General features: G+C 41.5%; 27 protein-coding genes. 19 read left to right on the top strand and 8 right to left on the bottom strand.

Going from position 1 to position 24,706, the window contains the following annotated elements; genetic code table 11:
- Positions 1-37 precede the first annotated feature (37 nt).
- Positions 38-1,120: a 3-phosphoserine/phosphohydroxythreonine transaminase gene (serC, locus tag EL144_RS09950; RefSeq protein WP_050332793.1), complete on the bottom strand. Its 1,083-nt coding sequence runs from the start codon at positions 1,118-1,120 to the stop codon at positions 38-40.
- 198 nt (positions 1,121-1,318) lie between these two features.
- Here serC and EL144_RS09945 point away from each other — a divergent pair, with 198 nt between their 5' ends.
- The 3 genes from EL144_RS09945 to EL144_RS09935 all read left to right on the top strand — a co-directional run bounded on the left by EL144_RS09945 (position 1,319) and on the right by EL144_RS09935 (position 2,826).
- The gene (locus EL144_RS09945; RefSeq protein WP_005703887.1) at positions 1,319-1,654 is read left to right on the top strand and encodes a DUF496 family protein; all 336 of its coding nucleotides are present in this window, start codon (positions 1,319-1,321) and stop codon (positions 1,652-1,654) included.
- An 81-nt stretch (positions 1,655-1,735) separates the two neighbouring features.
- Positions 1,736-2,191, top strand: a complete 456-nt coding sequence (locus EL144_RS09940; protein ID WP_005703888.1) for a DUF3290 family protein — start codon at positions 1,736-1,738, stop codon at positions 2,189-2,191.
- Positions 2,191-2,826: a DUF421 domain-containing protein gene (locus tag EL144_RS09935; RefSeq protein ID WP_005703889.1), complete on the top strand. Its 636-nt coding sequence runs from the start codon at positions 2,191-2,193 to the stop codon at positions 2,824-2,826. The genes EL144_RS09940 and EL144_RS09935 overlap by 1 nt, the downstream gene beginning before the upstream one ends.
- Before the next feature lie 113 nt (positions 2,827-2,939).
- Here EL144_RS09935 and EL144_RS09930 read toward each other — a convergent pair whose 3' ends face one another.
- The 3 genes from EL144_RS09930 to EL144_RS09920 form a co-directional block, all read right to left on the bottom strand.
- Positions 2,940-3,614 carry a 3-keto-L-gulonate-6-phosphate decarboxylase UlaD gene (locus EL144_RS09930; protein WP_050332794.1) on the bottom strand — a complete coding sequence of 225 codons (675 nt, stop codon included), beginning with the start codon at positions 3,612-3,614 and terminating at the stop codon, positions 2,940-2,942.
- A 74-nt stretch (positions 3,615-3,688) separates the two neighbouring features.
- Positions 3,689-4,150 carry a PTS sugar transporter subunit IIA gene (locus tag EL144_RS09925; protein ID WP_005703892.1) on the bottom strand — a complete coding sequence of 154 codons (462 nt, stop codon included), beginning with the start codon at positions 4,148-4,150 and terminating at the stop codon, positions 3,689-3,691.
- 53 nt (positions 4,151-4,203) lie between these two features.
- Positions 4,204-5,979: a PTS ascorbate-specific subunit IIBC gene (locus tag EL144_RS09920; protein WP_005703893.1), complete on the bottom strand. Its 1,776-nt coding sequence runs from the start codon at positions 5,977-5,979 to the stop codon at positions 4,204-4,206.
- Positions 5,980-6,327: 348 nt separating this feature from the next.
- Between EL144_RS09920 and ulaG the strand changes: the two genes are divergently transcribed.
- The 5 genes from ulaG to EL144_RS09895 all read left to right on the top strand — a co-directional run bounded on the left by ulaG (position 6,328) and on the right by EL144_RS09895 (position 10,738).
- Positions 6,328-7,419: an L-ascorbate 6-phosphate lactonase gene (gene ulaG, locus EL144_RS09915; protein WP_005703894.1), complete on the top strand. Its 1,092-nt coding sequence runs from the start codon at positions 6,328-6,330 to the stop codon at positions 7,417-7,419.
- Between the two features lie 91 nt (positions 7,420-7,510).
- Positions 7,511-8,260, top strand: a complete 750-nt coding sequence (gene ulaR, locus EL144_RS09910; RefSeq protein ID WP_012771644.1) for an HTH-type transcriptional regulator UlaR — start codon at positions 7,511-7,513, stop codon at positions 8,258-8,260.
- 42 nt (positions 8,261-8,302) lie between these two features.
- A complete protein-coding gene (locus EL144_RS09905) occupies positions 8,303-9,163 on the top strand; it encodes an L-ribulose-5-phosphate 3-epimerase (RefSeq protein ID WP_005703897.1) in 861 nt (286 codons plus the stop codon).
- Complete coding sequence (gene araD, locus EL144_RS09900; RefSeq protein WP_005703898.1) at positions 9,157-9,852, top strand: L-ribulose-5-phosphate 4-epimerase; 696 nt, start codon at positions 9,157-9,159, stop codon at positions 9,850-9,852. The genes EL144_RS09905 and araD overlap by 7 nt, the downstream gene beginning before the upstream one ends.
- A gap of 277 nt (positions 9,853-10,129) precedes the next feature.
- Complete coding sequence (locus tag EL144_RS09895) at positions 10,130-10,738, top strand: DUF4112 domain-containing protein (RefSeq protein ID WP_005703899.1); 609 nt, start codon at positions 10,130-10,132, stop codon at positions 10,736-10,738.
- Positions 10,739-10,920: 182 nt separating this feature from the next.
- Here the strand turns inward: EL144_RS09895 and EL144_RS09890 are convergent, their stop codons facing one another.
- Positions 10,921-12,135, bottom strand: a complete 1,215-nt coding sequence (locus tag EL144_RS09890; protein ID WP_005703900.1) for an aromatic amino acid transporter — start codon at positions 12,133-12,135, stop codon at positions 10,921-10,923.
- A gap of 113 nt (positions 12,136-12,248) precedes the next feature.
- On the opposite strand from EL144_RS09890, the gene EL144_RS09885 reads away from it, so the two are divergent.
- The gene (locus EL144_RS09885) at positions 12,249-12,479 is read left to right on the top strand and encodes a sugar-binding domain-containing protein (protein ID WP_005703901.1); all 231 of its coding nucleotides are present in this window, start codon (positions 12,249-12,251) and stop codon (positions 12,477-12,479) included.
- Positions 12,480-12,991: 512 nt separating this feature from the next.
- Here the strand turns inward: EL144_RS09885 and EL144_RS09880 are convergent.
- Entirely contained in the window at positions 12,992-13,252 is a 261-nt protein-coding gene (locus tag EL144_RS09880; RefSeq protein WP_032995176.1) for a GrxA family glutaredoxin, read from the bottom strand.
- Positions 13,253-13,378: 126 nt separating this feature from the next.
- Here EL144_RS09880 and nfsA point away from each other — a divergent pair, with 126 nt between their 5' ends.
- Genes nfsA through ycfP form a run of 3 tightly spaced genes read left to right on the top strand, consistent with a single transcriptional unit; the run spans position 13,379 to position 15,574 of the window.
- Entirely contained in the window at positions 13,379-14,113 is a 735-nt protein-coding gene (nfsA, locus tag EL144_RS09875; RefSeq protein ID WP_005703905.1) for an oxygen-insensitive NADPH nitroreductase, read from the top strand.
- 7 nt (positions 14,114-14,120) lie between these two features.
- The gene (locus EL144_RS09870; protein WP_005703906.1) at positions 14,121-15,038 is read left to right on the top strand and encodes an ATP-grasp domain-containing protein; all 918 of its coding nucleotides are present in this window, start codon (positions 14,121-14,123) and stop codon (positions 15,036-15,038) included.
- Positions 15,035-15,574, top strand: coding sequence for an alpha/beta hydrolase YcfP (gene ycfP / locus EL144_RS09865; RefSeq protein WP_005703907.1), 540 nt, complete (start codon positions 15,035-15,037; stop codon positions 15,572-15,574). The genes EL144_RS09870 and ycfP overlap by 4 nt, the downstream gene beginning before the upstream one ends.
- A gap of 39 nt (positions 15,575-15,613) precedes the next feature.
- On the opposite strand, the gene EL144_RS09860 is transcribed toward ycfP, so the two are convergent.
- Together EL144_RS09860 and fumC are read right to left on the bottom strand one after the other, a co-directional pair.
- Positions 15,614-16,222: a hypothetical protein gene (locus EL144_RS09860; protein ID WP_005703909.1), complete on the bottom strand. Its 609-nt coding sequence runs from the start codon at positions 16,220-16,222 to the stop codon at positions 15,614-15,616.
- A 90-nt stretch (positions 16,223-16,312) separates the two neighbouring features.
- Positions 16,313-17,707: a class II fumarate hydratase gene (fumC, locus tag EL144_RS09855; protein WP_005700997.1), complete on the bottom strand. Its 1,395-nt coding sequence runs from the start codon at positions 17,705-17,707 to the stop codon at positions 16,313-16,315.
- 217 nt (positions 17,708-17,924) lie between these two features.
- On the opposite strand from fumC, the gene EL144_RS09850 reads away from it, so the two are divergent.
- From EL144_RS09850 to EL144_RS09820, 7 genes are all read left to right on the top strand, one after another.
- Positions 17,925-18,371 carry a DNA polymerase III subunit chi gene (locus EL144_RS09850; protein ID WP_005703910.1) on the top strand — a complete coding sequence of 149 codons (447 nt, stop codon included), beginning with the start codon at positions 17,925-17,927 and terminating at the stop codon, positions 18,369-18,371.
- A 79-nt stretch (positions 18,372-18,450) separates the two neighbouring features.
- Positions 18,451-18,768, top strand: a complete 318-nt coding sequence (gene yqfB / locus EL144_RS09845; RefSeq protein WP_005703911.1) for a N(4)-acetylcytidine aminohydrolase — start codon at positions 18,451-18,453, stop codon at positions 18,766-18,768.
- Position 18,769: 1 nt separating this feature from the next.
- Positions 18,770-19,129: a hypothetical protein gene (locus tag EL144_RS09840; protein ID WP_005703912.1), complete on the top strand. Its 360-nt coding sequence runs from the start codon at positions 18,770-18,772 to the stop codon at positions 19,127-19,129.
- An 81-nt stretch (positions 19,130-19,210) separates the two neighbouring features.
- The gene (locus EL144_RS09835; RefSeq protein WP_005703913.1) at positions 19,211-22,075 is read left to right on the top strand and encodes a valine--tRNA ligase; all 2,865 of its coding nucleotides are present in this window, start codon (positions 19,211-19,213) and stop codon (positions 22,073-22,075) included.
- Positions 22,076-22,130: 55 nt separating this feature from the next.
- The gene (vsr, locus tag EL144_RS09830; RefSeq protein WP_032995178.1) at positions 22,131-22,556 is read left to right on the top strand and encodes a DNA mismatch endonuclease Vsr; all 426 of its coding nucleotides are present in this window, start codon (positions 22,131-22,133) and stop codon (positions 22,554-22,556) included.
- Positions 22,537-23,619, top strand: coding sequence for a DNA cytosine methyltransferase (locus EL144_RS09825; RefSeq protein WP_005703914.1), 1,083 nt, complete (start codon positions 22,537-22,539; stop codon positions 23,617-23,619). Before vsr ends, EL144_RS09825 begins: the two co-directional genes overlap by 20 nt.
- Positions 23,612-24,688 (top strand): HpaII family restriction endonuclease, encoded by a 1,077-nt coding sequence (locus EL144_RS09820; RefSeq protein ID WP_005703915.1) that lies wholly within the window; start codon positions 23,612-23,614, stop codon positions 24,686-24,688. Before EL144_RS09825 ends, EL144_RS09820 begins: the two co-directional genes overlap by 8 nt.
- Positions 24,689-24,706: the final 18 nt, after the last annotated feature.

Genomic DNA, 24,706 nt, shown 5'->3' with positions numbered 1-24,706 from the left:
ATTTTTACAATGAATTTCAACCGCACTTTTAAAAGGGTTACGCGTTTTCTTCCGCGAATTTTTGCATGAATTGAATCAATGCTTGTACGCCTTCAATCGGCATGGCGTTATAAATGGAAGCACGCATACCGCCTAGCACTTTGTGGCCTTTTAATGCTTGTAGTCCCGTCGCGGTGGCTTCAGCGACAAATTTAGCGTTCAATTCATCATTGCCGGTGTTGAATGTCACATTCATTAAAGAACGGTTGGCTTTCGCCACGTTATTGCGGTAGAAATCGCTGCCGTCTAAATAATCGTAAAGCAATTTGGCTTTGGCAAGGTTGCGTTGTTCGATTTCCGGCAAGCCACCGATGGACAATAAATGTTTGAACACCAAAGAACATAAATACCACGCGAAAGTCGGCGGCGTGTTGATCATGGAATCGCTGTTTTTTTGCGTTTCGTAATTCCAAATCGACGGTGTAGCTTTGCGTGCTTTGCCGATTAAATCATCACGCACAATAACGAGGGTGATCCCCGCCGGGCCAAGGTTTTTTTGCGCCCCGGCATAAATTAAGCCGAATTTGCTGATGTCCACTTTACGGGAAAGAATAGTCGAGGAGAAGTCACCCACCAATACAGCGTTGCCCACGTTCGGCACATCAAAAATTTCCACGCCGCTGATCGTTTCGTTCGGGCAGTAGTGAACATAATCATATTGTTCGGCAATGTCGCTAAAATCGAGGGATTTTACTTTGAGTTCATCACCGGGCTCTAAAATATTGATTTCATCGATTTCACCGAAGAAACGGGCTTCTTTCGCTGCCGTGGCTGACCAGTGACCACTGTTTAAATACAGAGCTTTACCATTTTCACGTAATAAATTCATCGGAATTGCCGCAAATTGACCGCGCGCGCCGCCTTGCAGGAAAAGAACTTGGTAGTTATCAGGAATGTTATAGAGTTTGCGAAAATCCGCCTGAGATTGGGCGATTAATTCCATGAACAATTTGCCACGGTGGCTCACTTCCATGACGGAGGTACCTTGCCCCAGCCAATTTAATAATTCTTGTTGTGCTTGTTCTAAAACCGCTTTGGGCATCATTGCCGGACCGGCACTGAAATTAAATACGTTTGCCATATGTATTTCCTTTTCTTAAATAAAATAATAGCTAGAGTTTTATCACCTCGCTGTTTTCTAATCAATGCTTTTTACGGAAATTTTTTATATTTGCCGCGAGATGGGAGAATGCACCTGAAAATGTGTGAATGCTTTGACGAAATAGGGAAAAAAGGCTACATTATCGCTATTCATTTTTTAAAATAAGGGAGCAAATCGATGGACAATGTCAACAAATCTTTTCAGGATGTTTTGGAGTATGTGCGTATGTATCGCTTAAAAAATAAACTGTTACGCGATATGGACGATAATAATCGTAAAATTCGTGATAACCAAAAACGGGCTTTGTTGTTAGAAAACTTAGATCAATATATTCGTGACGACATGACGATTCGAGATGTGCGTGCCATTATTGAAAGCATGCGGGATGATTACGATAATCGTGTTGACGATTACATTATTCGCAACGCCGAATTGTCAAAACAACGTCGCGAAATCAGTAGTAAAATGAAATCCCAAACGAAACCTCAGGGCAACACTCCGAAAAAAGCGTAATCGTGATGTGTAGTTTTCTATAAACGTAAACGGTGACTAGGTTCTCCGTTTACGTTTTTTTTTGTTATTTTAGGTGCGACAATGTCTTTTTTCTCTTACTTTTATTTAGAAAATCGAATGTATTTTCAAGACTATTTGAAATACATTGCGATTTTCGTTGCTCTTGCTGCGTTACTTTTGGTAACTACTTTATATTTACGCCATCGTTTAGAAACTAAATATCGTGATCTCAGTATTATTTTTTTGTTGCTAATAGTGTTATTGCTGGGCTTGCAATATAACCAGTACCAACAAAACCAGGCTTATGCCGACAATACCTCACGTATGGTGACATTTCTTAATTCGGTAAAAGAAGTGAAGCATGTCTCCTCTGAGGAGATTCGCGTCAACAGCCGCAGCCTTAGTAATGGTATGATATTGAATATTCAGGATAAATATTATGAAGTGCATTTTAATAATGACTTCAGTGCCTACAGCTTATCGCCGATAAATTTGGTGAATCCGAATATTAACCTAATCGACAAGGAGGGGAATTAATGGATGGTTATACCTTATTAGGCCTTAAACTTGCTATGGGCATTATTGGTCTTGTGCTACAAATTAACCTTATGGGTAAAGGCAATCTGGCGCCTACTTCTGCCATGGATCAAGTACAAAATTATGTACTAGGCGGCATTATTGGTGGCGTGATTTATAGTGATAGCATTGGTGTCTTGCAGTTTTTTTTAGTGTTGGTGCTTTGGACCTTGCTTATTTTTACTTTACGATTTATTAAAAACCATAATCGATTTGTGAAATCTATCATCGATGGTAAGCCGGTCTGGGTGATTTTAAACGGTAAAGTACAAACTGGGGAATGTATGAAAAATAGCATTTCCGCCTACGATCTCATGTTTAAATTACGTTCTGCCGGTATTTATGAAATCGGTACTGTAAAACGTGCCGTGTTAGAACAAAATGGTCAACTTTCCGTCATTCAATACAGTGACGAAAACCTGCGTTATCCGCTGATTATTGATGGCCAGCTGGATTCCGATATTTTAGATATCATCAATAAAGATGAAGGATGGGTGAAACAACAGTTGGATCAATTGGGATTGACCGTGGATAAAGTTTATATCGGAGAGTATTTGGATGGGCGGTTAATTGCGCATCTTTATGAGAATGTTTAAAAATAACTTATCGCACTAGGTAAAGACGTCTCCTAACATTCTACTTTTTATTGAAAGCCAACCGCACTTTGATTTTGTAATCAAAGTGCGGTTTGTTTTTTAGGTATTTTTACTTACCAGTAGTTATTAATTTCTGCTCGAATAGCTTCGGCGGTGGCTTTGCCGTTTTCCCCTACAAGGGCGCGGCCGGCGATGAAGGCTTTGGCGTTTTTAATTTCTTTAAAGAGGTGAATATCTTGTGGCACGATACCGCCGGTGATGGAAAGCTCAAGGCCTAAGGCAGATAATTGTTTCATGAGATCCACATCTTCCGGTGTCCAACCTTTACCGGCTAACTCCGCGTCGCGGGAGCGGTGGTAGATGGCTTGCTTAACCCCTAAATTCACCCAGTCTTTGGCATCATCTAACATCCAGTTGCCGTAGATTTCGATTTGAATTTCTTTTTTTACTTTTAAATTCGGGTTTGCGGCGTTGAATTCGTCTGCTACTTTTTTACAGGCGGCTTTGGTGGCCGGGTGGGCAGCAGCGGAAACCGTTAGCCAGTCGGCGCCGGCTTCAAAGGCCATTTTTGCAAGAATTGCACCGCCATCGGTGGTTTTTAAGTCACAGACGATGATGTGATTTGGGTGAAGTGCGCGTAGGGTGGAAACAGCTTTCATGCCTTCTGCACAAGCCAAAATGGTGCCCACTTCTATAATTTCCACTAAATTTTCTGCCTGTTTGGCATCGGTTACGGCTTTTTCTAAGCTGAGGGAGTCGAGGGCGATTTGTAACAATGGTTTGCTCATATCAGTTTTCCTTTATAAAGATTAATCGGTAAAAGTGCGGTAAAAAAATGCAGTGTTTTTTTACCGATAGATGATTAGGCATTAAGTGCCGCATCAATCACGGCAAGCACTTCTTCTTTGGTTTTGCAGTCGAGGAATTTTTGGATGTTTACGCCGTCATCGCTTTCCGGATCATCAAAAATTTGTGTGATTTCAACAATCCCTTCAATGTGAGTGTCGGAATCGCTACCGGCCAAGGTGACTAACACGGAAATCGGTTCGCCGTTGAAATCCACCGGTTCGCTTAAGGTGGTTAAACCGAAAGCGGTTTTAATGACGCCGTCTTCCGGGCGAGAATGAGGCATGGCAAGGCTTGGCGCTAACACGATGTAAGGGCCGAGTTCTTTTACTTTGGCGATAATGTTATCGTAATAACGCGGTTCAATGGCGCCGGAAGCAACCAATAAGTCGGTACCGATTTTGATGGCTTCTTCCCAGTTGGCGGCGGATTGATTGAGTTTGATGGAATTGTTTTCGATAAGAGATTCTTTCAGCATGAGCGACTCCTTTGAGATAGGGTTTTCCCCTGCGTGAGCAGGGGAAGGGTGCGTTATCTAGCGGAATTGTATTTGTTAATAAGTTCGACCAGTTCATCGCCGAACGAGTTCGGATTTAACATATTTTGTACGCCAAGGACGAATTTACCTTCGCCTACTTCAATTTCTCCGGCCAAGTGTTTGGAGGAAACGATGATGTCAACTTCATTTAATTTACCTTTGTAATCGGTGACAGCGCAAGAATCCATCACATTTGCAATGCCGCGTTTGTCTAAATAACCTTTAATTTTCATTTTCATCATCATGGATGAACCTTGGCCTGAACCGCATACCGCGAGAATACGAATTGGGCGGGTGCCGTTTTGTTCAATAGTGGCCGCTTCAGCTTTCACTTCGTTAACCGGTTCGTCTTCTACGCCGTAGCCATCCATTTGTTCTAAAGTTTTGCCCGCAGTCGCTGCAGCCGCTTCGTCGGCGCGTAATTTTTTAGAGGCGAAGAACATATAAACCAAGGAAAGTGCAACGATAACAAAGAAGAAGAACGGTATGCTGATGATACCTTGCAGGATTGGTGGGAAGAGTAATGCCCAGTCTGCCATGCCCATCCAACCGTTAAATACGGTGCCTTGGTTGGCTAGTAGTTGGATAACCCATGCGGAACCCAAGACCTCGATAATCCCCATGACGAAACAAATTTTCATAACCGCTTTCCAACCGCCGAAATGGTTGGCGAACACACCGATGGTGGCATTAGAGAAGAACATCGGGATAAAGCCAGGGATGATTAAAATTGGTGCGTTAAATCCAAGCAAAATACCCACAGCTACAAATTGACCGATGGCACCCCACATAAAACCGAATACCATGGCGTTCGGGGAGAAAGCGTAAATCGCCGCACAGTCGATAGCGAGTACTGCATTTGGGATGACGCGTTCAGAAATCCCTTTGAAGGCTTCGGAAAGCTCTGCAACGAACATCCGTACCCCCATAACGATAATCTGAATGGCTACGGCAAATTTTAAACCGGTTTCTAAAATGTAAATCGACCAGTGGGTTTTACCTGCCATGGTTTGTAAGTTATCTAAGCCGAAAGAAAGCAAAATAATCCCGAAGAATACCGACATTACAATAGCGGTGGCGGAAATGCTGTCGTGGAAAATGTGTAACCATTTCGGTAAATCCATGTGATCCACGTTGTCATTTTTATCCCCGAGTTTCGGTGCGATTTTCGTAGCGATCCATGAAGCGACCTGTTGTTGGTGACCAATCGAGAAGCCTGCACCACCGGTGACGGATTGGGTAGGTTTATACATAATATTGGATGAGATTCCCCAATATAACGCCATGATGACCGCGGTATAAACGATGGTTTCCCACATGGATGCACCGATAATCATATAGAACACTGCCACCAAGCCAGCTTGTTGGAACATGATGTGACCGGTAAGCATGATGGTGCGGATACCGGTGAAGCGTCTGAATACCACTAATAAAATGTTCAAGGCCAACGCTAATAACACGGCATATCCCACCCAACCATAGTTATCGCCCATGGTTTGAATGGTGGCTTGCATACTGGTGTAAGGGTCGATAACCGCACCGGTTAAGTTGTGGAATTTCGCCAAGTTTTCGATAATTGGTTTAAAACCGGCAACTAAGGTTGCAGCACCTACTTGAACCAACATGAAACCGACGATAGTTTTAATGGTGCCTTTGATGATGGTTGCTGTGTCTTTTTTCAACAGGATGTAACCGATACAGGCTACGATACCGAGTAGAAGTGGCGCTTTAGAGAGGATCTGTTCGTTGATCCACATGAAGATTTCCATAGTAATGCTCCTTGAAATGTAGAGTTAATATAAATATTCATGCGTAAATTTCGTTTATTAGCGGCGGATAATAAATATTTATAATGATTTTTAAAAGATGTTTTTTGATAAATTGTGAGCAATGTCACGATTTATTTTATTGTGAAATACTTATGTGTGATTAGAAATTTCGAATCAAGAGTTGGCGTTGGTATCTAAGGTTAAAACGTTAGTTAAATCTGAAATCTAATAAATTTTTAACCTATTTTAATAGAAAAATAAAAAAAAGATTCCCTTATTTTGAATGATTGTTTATGATTATAAATGATTAAATTATTCTACTAAACCTAAAAATAAGGAGTGTATTGTATGGCTAAAGTTAATGAAATCACCCGCGAAAGCTGGATTCTTTCCACCTTCCCAGAATGGGGCACTTGGTTAAATGAAGAGATTGAAAACGAAGTGGTACCCGAAGGCAATTTTGCTATGTGGTGGCTAGGCTGTGTTGGTGTGTGGATTAAAACTCCGGCAGGCGCCAATATTTGCATGGATCTATGGTGCAATCGTGGTAAGAGTACTAAAAAAGTAAAAGATATGGTACGCGGTCACCAAATGGCAAATATGGCGGGTGTGCGTAAGCTTCAACCAAATTTGCGCGCCCAACCGATGGTATTAGATCCGTTTGCCATCAACGAAGTCGATTTTATTTTGGCTTCCCATTATCATAGCGACCATATTGATGTAAACGTCGCGGCAGCAATCGTGAATAACCCCAAATTGGATCATGTGAAATTTGTTGGTCCATGGCATTGCGCCGAATTATGGAAAAATTGGGGTGTACCGGAAGAACGGATCATTATCGTTAAACCGGGTGATATGGTGAAATTAAAAGATGTTGAAATTTATGCCTTGGATTCTTTCGACCGCACTTGCCTGGTGACATTGCCGGTTGAAGGTGCGGAAGAGAGAGGAGGCGAATTAAAAGGGCTTTGCCCGTCTGATGAAGAAATGGGGCGTAAAGCGGTGAACTATGTGTTCAAAACGCCAGGCGGTAATATTTATCATGGTGCCGATTCTCACTATTCCATTCAATTTGCCAAACATGGTAAAGATTTCGATATTGATGTGGCATTAAATAACTACGGCGAAAACCCAGTGGGTATTGCTGATAAAATGACCTCTGTAGATTTGCTCCGTATGGCAGAATGTTTACGCACCAATGTGATTATTCCGGTGCATCATGACATTTGGACTAATTTCATGGCCAGCACTGATGAAATTCTCGCATTATGGCGTATGCGTAAAGATCGTTTGCAGTATAAATTCCATCCGTTTATCTGGGAAGTCGGCGGTAAATATGTGTACCCGCGTGATAAAGATTTGATTGAATATCATCATCCGCGTGGTTTTGATGATTGCTTTGAGCAGGAACCGAACATCCAGTTTAAATCCATGCTTTAAGTTAAATAAAATATTGCCGTCGCTTTTTAGCGGCGGCAATTCTCAGGCAGTTCATTAGGTTATGGATGTAGGAAATGAAAAGGAAAACATAATGAACGAACGTTATCGTCATAATCAAATATTAGATTTACTGAAAGAGCGAACCCTTCTTTCGACCAACGAAATTATCGATACCTTTAACATCTCGCCGGCAACAGCACGTCGCGATATTAATAAATTAAATGCGCAAGGGTTACTTAGAAAAGTCCGTAACGGCGCCGAATACCTTGCCCTTAACGGTAAAAAATATGCGCAGCCCCGTGTTGTTAATAATGCCGAAGAAAAACAACGCATTGCCGAAGTCGCAGCAAAACTTTGTGAAAACGGGCAAAGCGTCGTACTGACTTGCGGCACCACCATGCAAATGCTGGCGGATAGCCTGTGCGGATGCAATGTACAGATCATTACCAACTATTTGCCTTTGGCTAATTTCCTCATTGAACATAATCATGACGATGTCGTCATTATGGGTGGTCAATATAATAAAAATAAAGCGGTGACTTTATCCCTAAACTCCACTAACGAACCGGCTTATGCCGCCAATATTATGTTTACTAGCGGCAAAGGCATGACCACAGACGGCTTATACAAAACAGATATGATTATCGCCAATTCGGAACAGCATATTTTACCCAAGGTCAGTAAACTGGTTGCGTTGGTTGACAGTTCAAAGCTCGGACGCGAAGTGGGCATGCTGTTTAGCAAACTGAAAGATATTGATTTACTGGTGACTGGAAAAGAGGCCGATCCAAAGATTATTCAAGAATTAAGAGATAAAGGATTAGAGGTTATTCTTGCCTGATGTGGTGGATTTACTGCTGATCCATAAGTAAAGGAGTGTATTGTGAGAAAACATAAACTGGGTATTTATGAAAAAGCCCTGCCGAAAAATATTAGTTGGCAAGATCGTCTTTCCATTGCCAAAGCCTGCGGTTTTGATTTTGTTGAAATCTCCATTGATGAAACCGATGAACGTTTGGCACGCTTGGATTGGAGTGAAAAAGAGCGTATTCAGTTGGTGAAAGCTATTATTAAAACAGGCATCACTATTCCTTCCATGTGTCTTTCCGGCCATCGTCGCTTCCCGTTCGGGAGTCGTGATGAGGCGACCCGCGCACGCGCTTATGAAATTATGGAAAAAGCTATTAAGCTAGCGGTGGATTTAGGCATTCGTACTATCCAACTGGCAGGCTATGACGTGTATTACGAAGAACAGGACGAAGGCACCCTGCAACGTTTCCAAGAAGGTCTGGAATGGGCGGTGGAATTGGCGGCAAGTAACCAAGTGATGATAGCGGTAGAAATCATGGACACCAAATTAATGAGTTCCATCAGCCGTTGGAAAAAATGGGATGACATCCTTCGTTCTCCGTGGTTCACCGTATATCCTGATCTTGGTAACTTAAGTGCGTGGAACGACAATGTCGCGGAAGAGTTGAAATTGGGCATCGATAAAATCTCTGCCATCCATTTGAAAGATACTTATAAAGTGACAGAAACCTGTAAAGGCCAATTCCGTGATGTGCCATTTGGTGAGGGATGTGTGGATTTCGTTACCTGTTTCAAAACCTTGGCAGAATTAAATTACCGCGGCGCATTCTTAATTGAAATGTGGACAGAAAAAGCCGACGAGCCAATTGCTGAAATTATTAATGCTCGCCGTTGGATTGAACAAAAAATGAAAGAAGGTGGTTTCCAATGTTAGAAGAATTGAAGGAAAAAGTGTTAAAAGCTAATTTAGCGTTGCCAAAACACTATTTGGTCACATTCACTTGGGGCAACGTGTCTGCTATTGACCGCGAGAGAAATTTGGTAGTCATTAAACCTTCCGGTGTGGAATATGATGTTATGACGGCAGAAGATATGGTGGTGGTGGATTTATTCAGTGGCAAAGTGGTGGAAGGGACAAAAAAACCGTCCTCCGACACGCCAACGCACTTGGAGCTTTACCGTGAATTCCCAACTATCGGTGGTATCGTACACACCCACTCACGCCACGCCACCATTTGGTCGCAAGCAGGTGAAGATTTAATCGCCGCCGGCACCACCCACGCCGACTATTTCTACGGCTCCATCCCTTGCACCCGCAAAATGACCCCGGCAGAAATTCAAGGCGAATACGAATTGGAAACTGGCAAAGTTATCGTGGAAACCTTCCGCAAACGTGGCATCGACCCGAAAGATGTGCCCGCCGTGTTAGTCCATTCCCACGGCCCGTTCGCCTGGGGTACCGACGCCGACAACGCCGTTCATAATGCGGTAGTACTGGAAGAAATCGGCTACATGAATTTATTCACCCGTCAACTCCGCCCGAATTTGCAACCGATGCAACAAGAATTATTGGATAAACATTATCTACGCAAACATGGCAAAAATGCGTATTACGGGCAGTAATTCCAACCGTTAAAATTCATCTCAAAAAACGACCGCACTTTTGGGATTCTATTTTGTAGGGATGGGCTTTATGTCTGTCCCTATAAAAATTCTTCATTGCTCATACCAGTCAGTATGTCAGCCGGCTTCTTCCGGTTGTGGCTAATTCTCTAACGAAAATATCTCTTCGAAAATCCACCGCACTTTCCACTTATTTCTTAACTGGCTAAATGCTAAAAAATAGATAATAATCTGCGCGCATTAAAATAATCTACATGGAACCAATATTGAGAACAAAATGAAAAATAACAATACTCTTATTCCTTTTGAACAGCAGGAAATTATTCGTCGTGAACGTCATTTGGCTAAATATGCTAACACGATGGATTGTCTCTTCTGTATTCCCTTTACTAAACAAGGGGTTGGTCTCGATGCTATTCTTTCGCTCATTCCTTTTGTCGGCGACATCACCGGCCTATTACTGACTTTAAAAGCCTTCCGCATGGGCAAAGAGTTAGGCGTACCGGAACATAAAATGCGACCGGCGGTGTATTTGGCTTTTGCCGATATGTTATTGGGCATGATTCCGGTGTTGGGCACACTTATTGACATCTTCCTACAACCGACTTATCGCACCATGAAAATTATCAATGAGCACGTTCGCAGCGAGTATGGCATAGATAGTACCTTGCATTTGGAACGCCCGTTCATGCACGCCGGTCTTGAAAAGAAACAGGAAAAATCTGCCTTTTGGCGCCATCCTGTTGCCGCATGGATTTATCTGCACCTGCCTGATTTCTTTGGTTTGATTATGCTAATTCTGATGGGATGGGCTGCTGTGGCGTTAACAAAATGGGCTTGGGGTGGTGTTACTTATTTGTTTAACGCATTGATTGGTTTTTTCTAAGCTAAGGCAATTGGAAGACGGGATTTATTCTGCCTTGATTAGATATGATGAAAAATAACCCAAGCGTCCACGCCGCTGTTTATTTGATCTAACTGTGAACCTGTTTTCCATCAAATTGATGTAGAGAAACGCACAAAAAAGTGACCGCACTTTAATAAAGTGCGGTCACTTTTTTAGTGTTTTTATCCCACCACAAACGGCAGATAACCCGCTCGAATGGCAAATGGAATGGACGTGATAATAACACCTAACACTAACACGATGAAAAGTGTCAAATTACCACCCCAAACTTTATACGGTAGGTTGGGATGAATTTTACGAGCCTTCCACACGAGAGAGACCGGAAGAACTACGGCGTAGAAAGCGAACATTTGACCGGCGTAGCCTAAGGCAAGGATGAAACCTTTCGGGTAGAACAAGGCGAAGACGATAGGCGGGATGAAGGTCATTAAACCAAGGGAGAAACGACCTGCGTTGATGTTAAAGGAACGTTTTAATAAGTCTTCGATACATTCTAATAAGCCGATTCCCACGCCTAAAAATGAAGTGATTAACGCCAGGGTGGAGAAGATTTTCACCGCGTTTGCCATGATGTTGCTTTGCGTAATGGTAAGGGTAGCGGTGACCAAACCATTTAAGGTCGGATCCTTTTGCAAGATTTGCAGAAACTCGTTTTGTGTGAGCAAACCGTGGGTGGAAAGTTGCCACAATATGTAGGCGAATAGGGTGATGCCGGAACCGACCAAAATGGCTATGCGAAGGGCTTTTACGTTACCGTCTAAGTATTTGTTTAAACTTGGAATGGAGCCGTGGAAGCCGAAGGCGGTGAAAAATACCGGACTGGCGGAAATAATCAGGGCGTTATCAATCGGCATGGCCATGAGATTATCTAATTTGATGGCCGGTAACATGAGCGCCAATACTACGATGAACGTGGCGATCATGGTGAAAAACAGCAAGCGGTTGATTTTATCCACGCTGTGTGTGCCGATGACAATAAAAGCACCGAAGAAAACGGTGAAAATTAATACGGCGGTTTTGCCGGTAGTTTCATCATCGATAATCGTAGGCAGAGTATCGGCCAATAATGAGCCGCCTCCGCTGATATAGGCGGCGATTAAGGCGTATAAAAAGATGATTAATACAGCGGTGGAAATGATGCGTCCCGGTCGACCGAAATATTGTTCGGCCAAGGTACCGATGCCTGCATCGCTTGGCGCAGTTTGGTAAAGTTCAACGAAAAGTAATGCGGTAAATGTTAATAATGCCCACAAGCCTAATAATAAAAGCAAGGTGGCACTAAAACCAATCCCGGCGGAGGTGAGTGGCATAGCCAACATACCTGCGCCAATCATTGTACCTGCGACTAACAACGTACTTCCCACTGTTTTGTTCATTGCTGTTCCTTAGTATGTATTTAAAAATTGACGGTGATTGTATTTTAAAATTTACAGTCTGTAAAATAAAGATCGTGATATAAGTCACAAAATGTTAATTTTGTCTGAAATTTATGGATGATATTTTATATATGAGCGGGCACTTTATGGGCTACAGTCAAATCAGCCATTCCGTGTCAGAATTTTGTGTAATGAATTGTTTACAGCTTGGGGTAAGTAAAATTATGGCTATTGTGTTGAAATGGTGTGATAGCAGTTATTTGGAAGAGCAGAATAAATTCCGTATTTCGGGAGGATTTTCCGAGATGCCTATTTACTGGAGGGAGAAGGTTCAGTATTTATAGGATTTTTTTCATTAAAACCGATTTGAACGACACTTTTGACGAAGCTAACATTACCGTGGAATGTAATTTTTCTTATAGCTCGGAAGTGATTTGTCTGCGTATCTGCTTATGGAATATTATTTCCAAACCATGTGAAAATGCTCTGGTTAGTTCTGTAGTTTTGTGTGAGGGTGGTGTAACCATTCTTCATATATCAGTGGGAATCATAACGAATGGATACAGTAGTGATGCGCCAAATAACGGTAATTCCTCTGCTAGCGGCTTAGTGACGGAGGAGCGTCATATTCAAAACAACTTATTAAAAATGAAAAATATACAACGCCTGATTCGTGTGACCATTACAAATGGACAAGTTATGTTTAAAAATTATTGGACTTTACCGATGTTGCCGAGATGATTGTTATTCATTATTAACTCACTGAAAACTTACTTATTGTGCAAGGAGGCCTTGAGGAAATAAAAAATAGTACAAAGTAGATAGATTGCACTTTTTGTTTTATCACACTGAGAAATTAGTCAATGCCAAATTGATCACGCACGAAGGCTTGGAAGTCAGTACAGCCGCCAATGTGTTTTTCATCAACTAAAATTTGCGGCACGGTTTGTACCGGTTTGCCGATAATTTTAGCAATATCGTCTTTACTTAGACCTTGCTCGATAATATCGATGTAGCGATAATCAAAATTATCCACCGAATTTTTTAATTTTTCCGCTAAGGCTTTAGCGCGTACGCAGTACGGGCAACTTAGGCGGCCATAAATTGTCACAAACATCATTTTTCCTTTTGTGTGGTAAATAAACGCGCTGATTTTACGGCGTGCACGAAAAAGAATAAAGTGATTTTGAGGCAGTTGGTGTAAAATACGACGAATTTTAACGCCGCCGTATGAGGAAATTTTATGTCTGAAAAAAAATATACGTCTTCCACTTTAGATTGCATATTATCCCATCGTTCTATTCGTCATTTCACTTCTGAACCGATAGAAGAGAAGGTCATTGAGCAATTAGTCAATGCGGCCCGTTTGGCATCCACCTCTAATCATTTGCAATGTGTTTCTATTGTGCGTATTACCGATCCTGCGCTGCGTGAGCAGATGATGGTGTATAGCTCTAATCAGGAATATGTGAAAAGCGCACCGGAGTTTTGGGTATTTTGTGTGGATTTTCATAAACATAAACAAATTTGCCCAACCGCGCAGTTAGATTATGCGGAAGTGCTGCTCATCGGCGCGGTGGATACCGGTATTATGTCGCAAAATGTGTTGTTGGCGGCGGAAAGTTTAGGGCTCGGCGGAGTGTATATCGGTTCTTTGCGTAATGAAATGGACGCTGTCGGCAAATTGTTAAACTTGCCGGAACATTGCTTACCAATGGTCGGCATGTGTTTGGGCTATCCTGATCAAGATCCGCCGAGTAAACCACGGTTACCAAAAGAAACCTTATTCTTTGAAAATGCCTACCAACCGTTGGATACCACCAAATTGGACGAATATAACCAAACCGTGGCGGAATATTACCGTCAGCGTAGTAATATCGACATGGATTGGTCGCGTAATGTGATTAAGAGTTTGGATAAGCCGATTCGCCCGAAAGTATTGGCTTATTTGCAGCAACAAGGTTTTATTAAAAAGTAATATATCAATGAAACTATTAATGTTGTGCCGTGAACCGCGTTTGTATAGCTGTCGGCGTTTAAAACAGGCGGCAGAAGAAAACGGCCATCAAATGGATATTCTCGATCCGAATCGTTGTTTGATAAAACTCGGTAAAAATCCACCGCACTTTGCTTTGTATTATCAGGCGGATGTGGAAAGTGAAGCGCAATTATTGCCACAATATGATGCCGTGTTACCCCGCTTTGGTACAGGCAGTATGCTCATGGGCTGTCGCGTATTGCACTATTTTCAAGCATTGGGTGTACCTTGCTTGAATAATGTAGAAGCCTTTTGCAATGCGCGAGATAAATGGTTGAGCTTGCAAATGTTGTTGCAACATGACATTGCTGTGCCGGATTCTTTACTTGGCGGTATGGAAGTGGATGCCAATCGTGCGGTACAGCACATCAGTGCGCCAACTATCTTGAAAACCCTAAGCGGCTCGCAAGGTATTGGTGTGATTTTGGCGGAACAGCCACAAAGTGCGGTCAGTATTTTAGAAACATTGAAGCAGGCGAATGTGCCGGCATTAGCGCAGGAATTTATTGCAGAAGCCCAAGGCGCCGATTTACGTTGCTTTGTGGTGGGCAACCGCATTATCGCAACCATGCAACGCATCGGGCAAAATGGTGAATTTCGTGCTAATTGTCACCGTGGTGCCACTACAGAAAAAGTTGTATTAACCGAACAGGAAAAACACATTGCCTTAAACGCAACGAAAGTGTTAGGCTTGGACGTGGCAGGCGTGGATTTAATCCGTTCAGCCAATGGCCCGTTGGTATTAGAAGTCAATGCCAGTCCGGGGCTTGAAATGATCGAGAAAACCAGTGGCATTGATATTGCCTTGCAGATGATCTTACATTTAGAACAAAAGATTCGTAATCAGGTTGGAGTAATAAAATGATTATTTATTTACACGGTTTTGATTCCAGTAGCCCGGGCAATCACGAAAAAGTATTGCAGCTAAAATTTATCGATGATGATGTGCGTTTTATTAATTACAGCACATTGTACCCGCGTCACGATATGCAATTTCTTTTAAAAGAAGTGCATAAATTGGTATCCGAATCGAAAGATGAGAAACCGTTAATTTGTGGCGTCGGACTTGGTGGTTATTGGGCGGAACGCATTGGTTTTTTGTGTGGCATTAAACAAGCGATTTTCAATCCGAATTTATTTCCGCAGGAAAATATGGGTGGCAAAATCGATCGTCCGGAAGAATATGAAGACATTGCGACCAAGTGCGTGGAAAATTTCCGTTTGAAAAATAAAGCTCATTGTTTGGTGTTTTTGTCTGTAGAAGACGGCATTTTAGATTCCCAACGCAGTGCCAAGGTTCTATCGCCTTATTATGATGTGATTTGGGATGCCGTAGAAACCCACAAGTTCAAGCAGATTTCCCAGCATTTACAACAGATTAAAGCTTTTAAAGAAGCTTAACTTCAACAAAAAAGAGTCGTTTAACACGACTCTTTTTTGTTAACCATTCATGTCAGGATCTAATGTATTCAATGGGAAATTCGGTGGTAGTTGAGGGCTGGCATCATCTTCACCCATTGGGTCAACTTCCGGTTGGGTTTTAAACTCGTCCAGTGAAGTTGATCCTTTTTCTTTACCTAATAATTGCGGTTGTAATTTGATAAAATTACTCTCCGGCGATAACCAAATATTGATAAGCATTTGGCTAAATTCCGGTTCAAACTCATGATCCAAAATAGAATCGTTCAAAATAAAATAGCCTTTGTCGGGCAAAGCAATATAGCGTAATACGGCATTTGGCGAGAAATCGGGGAAAATCTCCTGCATTTCTTTTAGCCACAAATCCATTTTGGTTTTATCCGCTTTCAAATGTTCCATTTCTTTAATTAAGCTGATGGCGAAATTTTTGCCTTCAACAGGTTTTTCATATTTGAAAGAAAGCATCATTGGGAGTTGGTTTTCTTTGTATTCGCCATTTTCTGTCGCCAAATCAATGGAGTACACCAAAAACGGTCCCCAGTTATAATCGGCATTCCCCACATTCACCCACTGCGCGGAAAGTGCGGTCGGTATTAAACTTAAAATAAACAGCAATGATTTCAGTTTCATAAACAATCCGTCAGAAAAATGTTATGTGGGCAATTATAACAAAAAAGACGAGAAAGCGATCTCGTCTTTTTCATTTTGCTTTTGGTAGACCTATTTTAAGCTGCCCACCATGTCTTCAGGGCGCACCCATTTGTCGAAGTCTTCGGCTGACACCAAGCCAAGATTAATGGCTTCTTCGCGTAAGGTTGTGCCGTTTTTGTGTGCGGTTTTCGCAATTTTTGCCGCATTTTCATAACCGATATGCGTATTAAGTGCGGTCACTAACATCAATGAATTTTCCAATTGTTGTTTAATGCGAGGATAGTTCGGTTCGATGCCGACTGCACAGTGTTCATCAAAGGATACGCAGGCATCACCCAATAATTGCGCAGATTGTAAGAAATTTGCCACCATAACCGGGTTGAACACGTTTAATTGGAAGTGGCCTTGTGAGCCAACGAAAGCAATAGTAGTATCGTTACCGAATACTTGCGCACACACCATAGTTAACGCTTCGCATTGGGTCGGATTGACTTTACCCGGCATGATGGAAGAACCCGGTTCATTTTCAGGGATTAAAATTTCACCGATACCGGAACGCGGGCCGGATGCCAATAAACGAATGTCGTTAGCAATTTTGAATAAGCTCATGGCAAGCTGACGTAATGCGCCGTGGGTTTCCACAATGGCATCATGCGCGGCTAAGGCTTCAAATTTATTTTCTGCGGTCACAAAAGGATGTCCGGTGAATTTTGCAATGTATTCCGCCACTTTCACATCATAACCTTTTGGCGTGTTCAAACCGGTACCTACCGCTGTGCCGCCAAGGGCTAACTGACTTAAATGCGGAAGAGTGTGTTTTAACGCGCGCAAGCCGAAGTCTAATTGTGCCGCATAAGCAGAGAATTCTTGACCTAATGTTAATGGCGTCGCATCCATTAAGTGCGTACGACCGATTTTCACCACATCTTTGAAGGCTTCAGATTTTGCCGCAAAGGTTTTTTGCAAGCGTTCTACACAAGGAATAGTGTGTTCAACCACTTTTTTGTATGCTGCAATATGCATAGCGGTTGGGAAGGTATCGTTAGAAGATTGGGATTTGTTCACATCATCATTTGGGTGAACGAAAGATTTTTCCCCTAATTTGCCACCATGTAAAACGTGCGCGCGGTTTGCCACTACTTCGTTCACGTTCATGTTGGATTGTGTACCGGAACCGGTTTGCCAAATCACCAACGGGAATTGATCGTCTAATTTATTTGCTAAAATTTCATCGCAGGCTTGTGCGATCAAATCACGTTTTTCAGCAGGTAACACGCCTAAATCATGGTTGGCAAATGCTGCCGCTTTTTTCAAATAACCAAAGGCTTCGATAATTTCACGAGGCATTGAAGCCTCAGGGCCGATTTTAAAATTGTTACGAGAACGTTCGGTTTGCGCAGCCCAGTATTTATCTGCAGGAACTTGAACTTCACCCATCGTGTCTTTTTCAATGCGAAATGCCATTGTAATTACCTCTTATTGATTATTAATGAAAAGTTAGTTGGATTCTAACACCGGCAAACCAATCTATGAACTGAAATCATAAACAGAAAAACAGTTTTGTGACTTAGATCATAAAGTGCGGTCGGTTTGCAAAATGTTTCGGAAATTAACATTTTCTATTTGGGCCGATTTCCGCTAAAATCTTGCGGTTAAAATTCTCAATTTTTGAACTTTTTTTATGCCAAAAAACGCACAATTTTACTTACTTAGCGACACCTCGCCTGTCCGACCAAATTTATCCGCTGTGGAAAGTTTGGCTTGCGATCTTGCCGCCTCTGCATGGCGACTTGGCAAGCGAGTGTTGTTGGTGTGTGAAAGCGAGGTGCAGGCGTTGAAAATTGACGAGGCTTTGTGGCAACGGGAACCCGACGAGTTCGTTCCGCACAACCTTTCCGGCGAAGCCACCACGTATGCCACGCCCATTGAAATTAGTTGGACGGGCAAACGCAATGCGCAAAGCCGTGATTTGCTGATTAATCTGCAACCGCAACTGCCGGAATACATTAATAGTTTCAACCAAATTATCGATTTTGTTCCTGTGGAAGAACAACCAAAAGCTTTAGCGCGTGAGCGTTATAAACAACTAAGACAGTTAGGTTGGGCGTTGAGTACGGAGCAGGCATAATGATATAAAAAACTCCCCCTCTTTGCCAAAGAGGGGGGGGATGGTTACAAAAAACACTTAAAAAATTGACCGCACTTTTATGAACGACATCACTTTTTACCAACGCTTTGAAGCCGACATCCTCGCCGGGCGGAAAACCATCACCATTCGGGATAAATCCGAAAGCCATTTTAAAGCGGGCGATATTTTGCGTGTTGGTCGATTTGAGGATAACCAATATTTCTGCACTATTGAAGTGTTAAGTGTGTCGCCGATTACTCTTGACGAGCTAACGGAACAACATGCGAAGCAGGAAAATATGGGGTTGGATGAGTTGAAAGAAGTGATTCGGGGGATTTATTCGAATGAAGGGAGTTTTTACGTAATTTCATTTAAGTCATTAAATAGGAGGAACTAAAATGTCTATTACAGTTGAGACAAAAGAAGAATTAGAAAAAGCAATGAAAAACGGTGAAAAAGAAATCGTTGTCATTGGAGAGTTAGCAGAAAAACTACATAAGTCTAAGAAAGTTACAAAATTTGGCGCTCCAACAATTGCAGCATTAACTGCAGCAATTGCTGCAGCACCTTTTACTGGTGGAATATCTACTACTTTAGGAGTTTCTGCAATTGCAACTTTAACAGGATTAGAAGTTGCTGTTATTATTGGAGTTGTTTTTATTGGCATATCTTTATTGATTGTTCTTTATAAAGATTATGAAGAAATTGAAGTAGATATGGATAAAAGAAGACTTAAATTAAGAAAGAAACAAAAATAGTAATGTAGGGTGGCTTTAGTACATCATTTCAATATTAAATAATGTGATGGGCTAAATCCTCCTACCAAAGAGAAAAAATAAATGACCCAAAAATTCGAAATGGCAGACCGTTTTAATCCGTCTGCGGTAGAACAAGCCCTTTATCAACATTGGGAAGAGAGCGGTTATTTTAAACCGACTGAAAATGAAAACGTGCCGAGCTATTGCATTGCAATTCCGCCTCCGAACGTAACGGGTTCCCTACACATGGGGCATGCTTTCCAACAAACCTTAATGGATACCTTAATCCGTTTTAATCGTATGGAAGGGCATAATACCTTATGGCAAGCGGGAACAGACCACGCGGGCATCGCCACCCAAATGGTGGTGGAGCGTAAAATTGCGGCAGAAGAAGGCAAAACTCGCCACGATTATGGTCGTGAAGCGTTTATCAACAAAATTTGGGACTGGAAAGCTTATTCAGGTGGCACAATTAGCCAACAAATGCGCCGTTTAGGTAACTCTATCGACTGGGAACGCGAGCGCTTCACCATGGACGACGGTTTATCCAATGCGGTAAAAGAAGTGTTTGTTCGCTTGCACGAGGAAGGTTTGATTTACCGTGGCAAACGCTTGGTAAACTGGGATCCAAAACTGCACACCGCAATTTCCGATTTAGAAGTGGAAAACAAAGAGATCAAAGGTTCCCTTTGGCATTTCCGCTATCCGTTAGCTAACGGTGCGAAAACGGCGGATAGTAAAGATTATTTAGTTGTGGCAACCACGCGTCCGGAAACCATGTTGGGTGATACGGCGGTGGCGGTTCACCCGGAAGATGAGCGTTATCAATCTTTAATCGGTAAAACCGTGGTTCTGCCGTTGGCAAATCGTGAAATTCCGATTATTGCTGATGAATATGTGGATCGTGAATTCGGTACCGGTGTGGTGAAAATCACCCCTGCGCATGACTTTAACGACTATGAAGTGGGTAAACGTCACAGCTTGCCAATGGTTAACGTGTTAACCTTAAATGCGGATATTCGTGATGAAGCGGAAATTATCGGTACCGATGGCAAACCGCTTGCCGGCTATGAAGCAACGATCCCTGCTGATTTCCGTGGTTTAGAGCGTTTCGCTGCACGTAAGAAAATCGTGACAGATTTTGAAGCGCTAGGTTTATTAGACGAAATTAAACCGCATGATTTGAAAGTGCCTTATGGCGACCGTGGTGGTGTGCCGATTGAGCCGATGTTAACCGACCAATGGTATGTGAGCGTGAAACCGCTTGCTGATGTGGCAATTAAAGCGGTGGAAGACGGCGAAATCCAATTCGTACCGAAACAATACGAAAACCTTTACTTCTCTTGGATGCGTGATATTCAAGATTGGTGTATTTCTCGCCAACTTTGGTGGGGACACCGTATTCCTGCGTGGTATGACGCAGAAGGCAACGTTTATGTCGCACGCAACGAAGCCGAAGTGCGGTCAAAATATAACTTAGATTCTGCGGTTGGGTTAAAACAAGATGAAGATGTGCTAGACACGTGGTTCTCCTCAGGTTTATGGACGTTCTCTACCTTAGGTTGGCCGGAGCAAACCAAAGAACTTAAAATGTTCCATCCAACGGATGTCTTAATCACGGGCTTTGACATCATCTTCTTCTGGGTTGCGCGTATGATTATGTTCACGATGCACTTCGTGAAAGATGAAAACGGCAAACCGCAAGTACCATTCAAAACGGTGTACGTAACGGGCTTAATCCGTGATGAGCAAGGCCAAAAAATGTCGAAATCGAAAGGTAATGTACTTGATCCTATCGATATGATTGACGGCATTAGCCTTGAAGATTTACTTGAAAAACGCACCGGCAACATGATGCAGCCACAATTAGCAGAGAAAATTGCCAAAGCGACCCGCAAAGAGTTTGCTGAGGGTATTGCCGCTCACGGCACAGACGCATTGCGCTTTACATTAGCTGCATTGGCTTCAAACGGCCGTGATATCAACTGGGATATGAAACGCCTAGAAGGCTATCGTAACTTCTGTAACAAGTTGTGGAATGCAAGCCGTTTCGTGCTCACCAATGACAAATTAGATTTAAGCCAAGGCGAAATTGAATTCTCCGTGGCAGATCGTTGGATTCAATCTGAATTCAATCGCACAGTAGAAACTTTCCGCAGTGCATTAAGCCAATACCGTTTCGACCTTTGTGCCAATGCGATTTATGAATTCACTTGGAACCAATTCTGCGACTGGTATTTGGAGCTCACCAAACCGGTATTTGCCAACGGCAACGCAGCGCAAATTCGTGCAGCAAGCCAAACCTTAGTTCATGTGTTGGAAAAATTGTTGCGTTTAGCACACCCGCTCATGCCATTTATTACCGAAGAAATTTGGCAAAAAGTGAAAGGCTTTGTGGGCATCACCGCCGACAGCATCATGTTGCAACCTTTCCCTCGCATCGAAGAAAACGCGTTTGATGCCGAGGCTGAAACAGAGATCAATTGGCTTAAAGAAGTGATTGTTGCCGTACGTAACATCCGTGCTGAATGCAATATTCCACCAAGCAAAGGCCTCGATCTGTTATTCCGTAATATTTCTGCGGACGAGCAAAAAATACTGGAAAAACAGACCGCACTTTTACAAGCCATGGCGAAGTTAGACAACGTCAGCGTGCTTAAAGAGGGTGAACAAGCGCCGTTAGCCGTAGCGAAGTTAGTCGGCAACACCGAAATCCTCGTACCGATGGCAGGTTTCATCAATAAAGAAGCCGAGCTTGCCCGTTTAACCAAAGAGATTGAAAAATATCAAAACGAAGTCAAACGCATTGAAAGCAAACTCAGCAACGAAGCCTTCGTCGCTAAAGCCCCGGAAGCAGTTATCGCCAAAGAACGCGAAAAACAAGCCGAATACCAATCCGGATTAGAAAAAATTCGTGAACAGTATAAGGCGATTGAGGCGTTGTAGTCAGTTTAATTATGGCCAATTAAAAGTTGCTGTCTACTATTGGTATATATCAACTATGGATAAATTAACTCCTGAACAGCGTAAAAAGTGTATGAAGGCTAGCAGTAAGAGCAAAGGTACAAAGCCTGAATTACTGCTTGCTAAGCATTTATGGGGTTTAGGATTAAGATATCGTAAGAATGATAAAAGTATTTTTGGCACTCCCGATTTAAGTTTTAAAAAGTACAAAATTGCAATTTTTATTGACGGAGAATTTTGGCACGGAAAGGATTGGGATATTCGAAAGTATGATATTAAAAGCAACAAAGATTTTTGGATTTCAAAAATTGAGCATAATATGCAGAGAGATAAGACAGTAAACGAGTATCTTATTTCTGAAGGTTGGATAATATTTCGATTTTGGGGAAAGGATGTATTAAAAAATCCTGAAAAGTTTAGTTTAGAGATACAGAAAGCAATTTATGAAAGATGTGTTAGATGATGGCTTAGTAGAAGAGCCGGCTGCGCAATATAGTCTATTTGAACGGGACACCATATTTAAATCTAATTCACAAGAGAAGTTTACTTTTATTGATTTATTTGCAGGTATTGGTGGATTTCGTATTGCCATGCAAAAATTAGGTGGTAAATGTGTTTTTTCTAGTGAATGGGATGAACAGGCACAGAAAACTTATGAAGCTAATTTTGGTGATTTGCCTTACGGTGATATTACATTAGAAGAAACAAAGAGTTTTATTCCTGAGAAATTTGATATTTTATGCGCAGGTTTTCCTTGTCAGGCGTTTTCTATAGCAGGAAAACGTGGAGGGTTTGAAGATACTAGAGGAACTTTATTTTTTGATGTTGCAGAAATTATACGTCGTCATCAACCTAAAGCATTCTTTTTGGAGAATGTAAAAGGATTAACAAATCACGACAAAGGTAGAACATTAAAAACCATATTGAATGTATTAAGAGAAGATTTAGGTTATTTTGTTCCTGAACCGGAAATTGTTAATGCCAAGAATTTTGGTGTACCCCAAAATAGAGAAAGAATTTATATTGTAGGCTTTCATAAAAGCACGGGTGTCAATAGTTTTAGTTATCCTGATGCATTAGATAAAACGGTAACTTTTTCTGATATTAGGGAAGAAAATCCGGTTCCGACTAAATATTATTTATCAACTCAATATATTGATACATTAAGAAAGCATAAGGAACGCCATGAGAGCAAAGGTAATGGCTTTGGTTATGAAATTATTCCTGATGATGGAATAGCTAATGCGATTGTAGTAGGAGGAATGGGGCGTGAACGTAATCTTGTAATTGATCCTAGGATTACGGATTTTACTCCCACTACGAATATTAAAGGGGAGGTAAACCGCGAAGGTATTCGTAAAATGACTCCGAGAGAATGGGCAAGATTACAAGGTTTTCCTGATAGCTATGTTATTCCTGTCGCTGATGCTTCAGCGTATAAACAATTCGGTAATTCGGTAGCTGTACCGGCTATTCAAGCCACCGGTAAGAAAATTTTAGAAAAATTAGGAACTTTATATGACTGAATTTTTTTCTGGTAATAGAGGAGAGTGGAGTGAGCCTTATGCCCTCTTTAAGTTATTGGCTGATGGTCAGCTTTATCTAGGTGATAGTCAACTAAATAAACTGGGAATTGTAATGCCGATTTTATCAATTCTTCGGCAGGAAAAAAATTATGAGGGTTCATATATACTTCATGACAATTTTCAAAATATTATAGTTACATATAAGGATAAAGAATTCACAGTTCCAATCTCTGAATTTAAGGAAAAAGCTGTTTTACTGCTATCAGAAATAAAAAATGCATCAGGGAATAGGGCTTTCTCTATCCCGAGTATTGATGATTTTCTAAAGAAGCTCGGCTTTACTCATCTCAGTGCAAGTTCCTCGTCAAAAAGTGATATTCATATTGTTGTTCATGATTTAAGAACGGGTATTACACCTACTTTAGGATTTAGTATTAAGTCTCAACTGGGAAGCCCTGCGACACTTTTAAATGCAAGTAGAGCTACCAACTTTATATTTCAAATACATAATCTAAAAGATAAGAAAATTGAATATATTAATTCTCTTAAAGGGATAAAGGAAAAAATAAAAGAAATCAACTTCCAGGGCGGAAAACTAGAATTTATTAGGGTTGAAAACTGTAAGTTTTCTAATAATCTTACATTAATAGATACCAAGTTACCTGATATTTTTGCTGAGATGATATTGGTTTACTATTCTTCTAAACTAAATAAAATAGATGATGTGACGGAGCATATTAGTAGATTAAATCCCTTAAATTATAATTTATCCTGTAACCATAATTATTATGAATATAAAGTAAAACACTTTCTTAATGATGTCGCTTTAGGTATGCGTCCCGATGATGTTTGGTTAGGGAAATATGATGCAACAGGCGGATATTTGGTAGTAAAAGAGGATGGGGAACTTCTTTGTTATCATATTTATAGTAAGAATTCTTTTGAGGACTATTTATACCATAATACAAAATTTGATACCCCGAGTTCATCAAGACATGATTTTGGTCATATTTATGAAAGAAATGGCGAGTTTTTTATTAAGTTAAATATACAAATTAGATTCTTATAGTAAAAAATGCGGTGAATT

Source organism: Aggregatibacter aphrophilus ATCC 33389 (assembly GCF_900636915.1).
Lineage (GTDB): Bacteria > Pseudomonadota > Gammaproteobacteria > Enterobacterales > Pasteurellaceae > Aggregatibacter > Aggregatibacter aphrophilus.
This window is presented reverse-complemented; position numbering and strand designations above follow the sequence as displayed.

Coding starts and splice junctions, on each gene's coding strand:
- serC (WP_050332793.1), bottom strand. CDS start 1,120: ATGGCAAACGTATTTAATTTCAGTGCCGGTCCGGCAATGATGCCCAAA.
- EL144_RS09945 (WP_005703887.1), top strand. CDS start 1,319: ATGGACAATGTCAACAAATCTTTTCAGGATGTTTTGGAGTATGTGCGT.
- EL144_RS09940 (WP_005703888.1), top strand. CDS start 1,736: ATGTCTTTTTTCTCTTACTTTTATTTAGAAAATCGAATGTATTTTCAA.
- EL144_RS09935 (WP_005703889.1), top strand. CDS start 2,191: ATGGATGGTTATACCTTATTAGGCCTTAAACTTGCTATGGGCATTATT.
- EL144_RS09930 (WP_050332794.1), bottom strand. CDS start 3,614: ATGAGCAAACCATTGTTACAAATCGCCCTCGACTCCCTCAGCTTAGAA.
- EL144_RS09925 (WP_005703892.1), bottom strand. CDS start 4,150: ATGCTGAAAGAATCTCTTATCGAAAACAATTCCATCAAACTCAATCAA.
- EL144_RS09920 (WP_005703893.1), bottom strand. CDS start 5,979: ATGGAAATCTTCATGTGGATCAACGAACAGATCCTCTCTAAAGCGCCA.
- ulaG (WP_005703894.1), top strand. CDS start 6,328: ATGGCTAAAGTTAATGAAATCACCCGCGAAAGCTGGATTCTTTCCACC.
- ulaR (WP_012771644.1), top strand. CDS start 7,511: ATGAACGAACGTTATCGTCATAATCAAATATTAGATTTACTGAAAGAG.
- araD (WP_005703898.1), top strand. CDS start 9,157: ATGTTAGAAGAATTGAAGGAAAAAGTGTTAAAAGCTAATTTAGCGTTG.
- EL144_RS09895 (WP_005703899.1), top strand. CDS start 10,130: ATGAAAAATAACAATACTCTTATTCCTTTTGAACAGCAGGAAATTATT.
- EL144_RS09890 (WP_005703900.1), bottom strand. CDS start 12,135: ATGAACAAAACAGTGGGAAGTACGTTGTTAGTCGCAGGTACAATGATT.
- EL144_RS09885 (WP_005703901.1), top strand. CDS start 12,249: ATGGATGATATTTTATATATGAGCGGGCACTTTATGGGCTACAGTCAA.
- EL144_RS09880 (WP_032995176.1), bottom strand. CDS start 13,252: ATGTTTGTGACAATTTATGGCCGCCTAAGTTGCCCGTACTGCGTACGC.
- nfsA (WP_005703905.1), top strand. CDS start 13,379: ATGTCTGAAAAAAAATATACGTCTTCCACTTTAGATTGCATATTATCC.
- EL144_RS09870 (WP_005703906.1), top strand. CDS start 14,121: ATGAAACTATTAATGTTGTGCCGTGAACCGCGTTTGTATAGCTGTCGG.
- ycfP (WP_005703907.1), top strand. CDS start 15,035: ATGATTATTTATTTACACGGTTTTGATTCCAGTAGCCCGGGCAATCAC.
- EL144_RS09860 (WP_005703909.1), bottom strand. CDS start 16,222: ATGAAACTGAAATCATTGCTGTTTATTTTAAGTTTAATACCGACCGCA.
- fumC (WP_005700997.1), bottom strand. CDS start 17,707: ATGGCATTTCGCATTGAAAAAGACACGATGGGTGAAGTTCAAGTTCCT.
- EL144_RS09850 (WP_005703910.1), top strand. CDS start 17,925: ATGCCAAAAAACGCACAATTTTACTTACTTAGCGACACCTCGCCTGTC.
- yqfB (WP_005703911.1), top strand. CDS start 18,451: ATGAACGACATCACTTTTTACCAACGCTTTGAAGCCGACATCCTCGCC.
- EL144_RS09840 (WP_005703912.1), top strand. CDS start 18,770: ATGTCTATTACAGTTGAGACAAAAGAAGAATTAGAAAAAGCAATGAAA.
- EL144_RS09835 (WP_005703913.1), top strand. CDS start 19,211: ATGACCCAAAAATTCGAAATGGCAGACCGTTTTAATCCGTCTGCGGTA.
- vsr (WP_032995178.1), top strand. CDS start 22,131: ATGGATAAATTAACTCCTGAACAGCGTAAAAAGTGTATGAAGGCTAGC.
- EL144_RS09825 (WP_005703914.1), top strand. CDS start 22,537: ATGAAAGATGTGTTAGATGATGGCTTAGTAGAAGAGCCGGCTGCGCAA.
- EL144_RS09820 (WP_005703915.1), top strand. CDS start 23,612: ATGACTGAATTTTTTTCTGGTAATAGAGGAGAGTGGAGTGAGCCTTAT.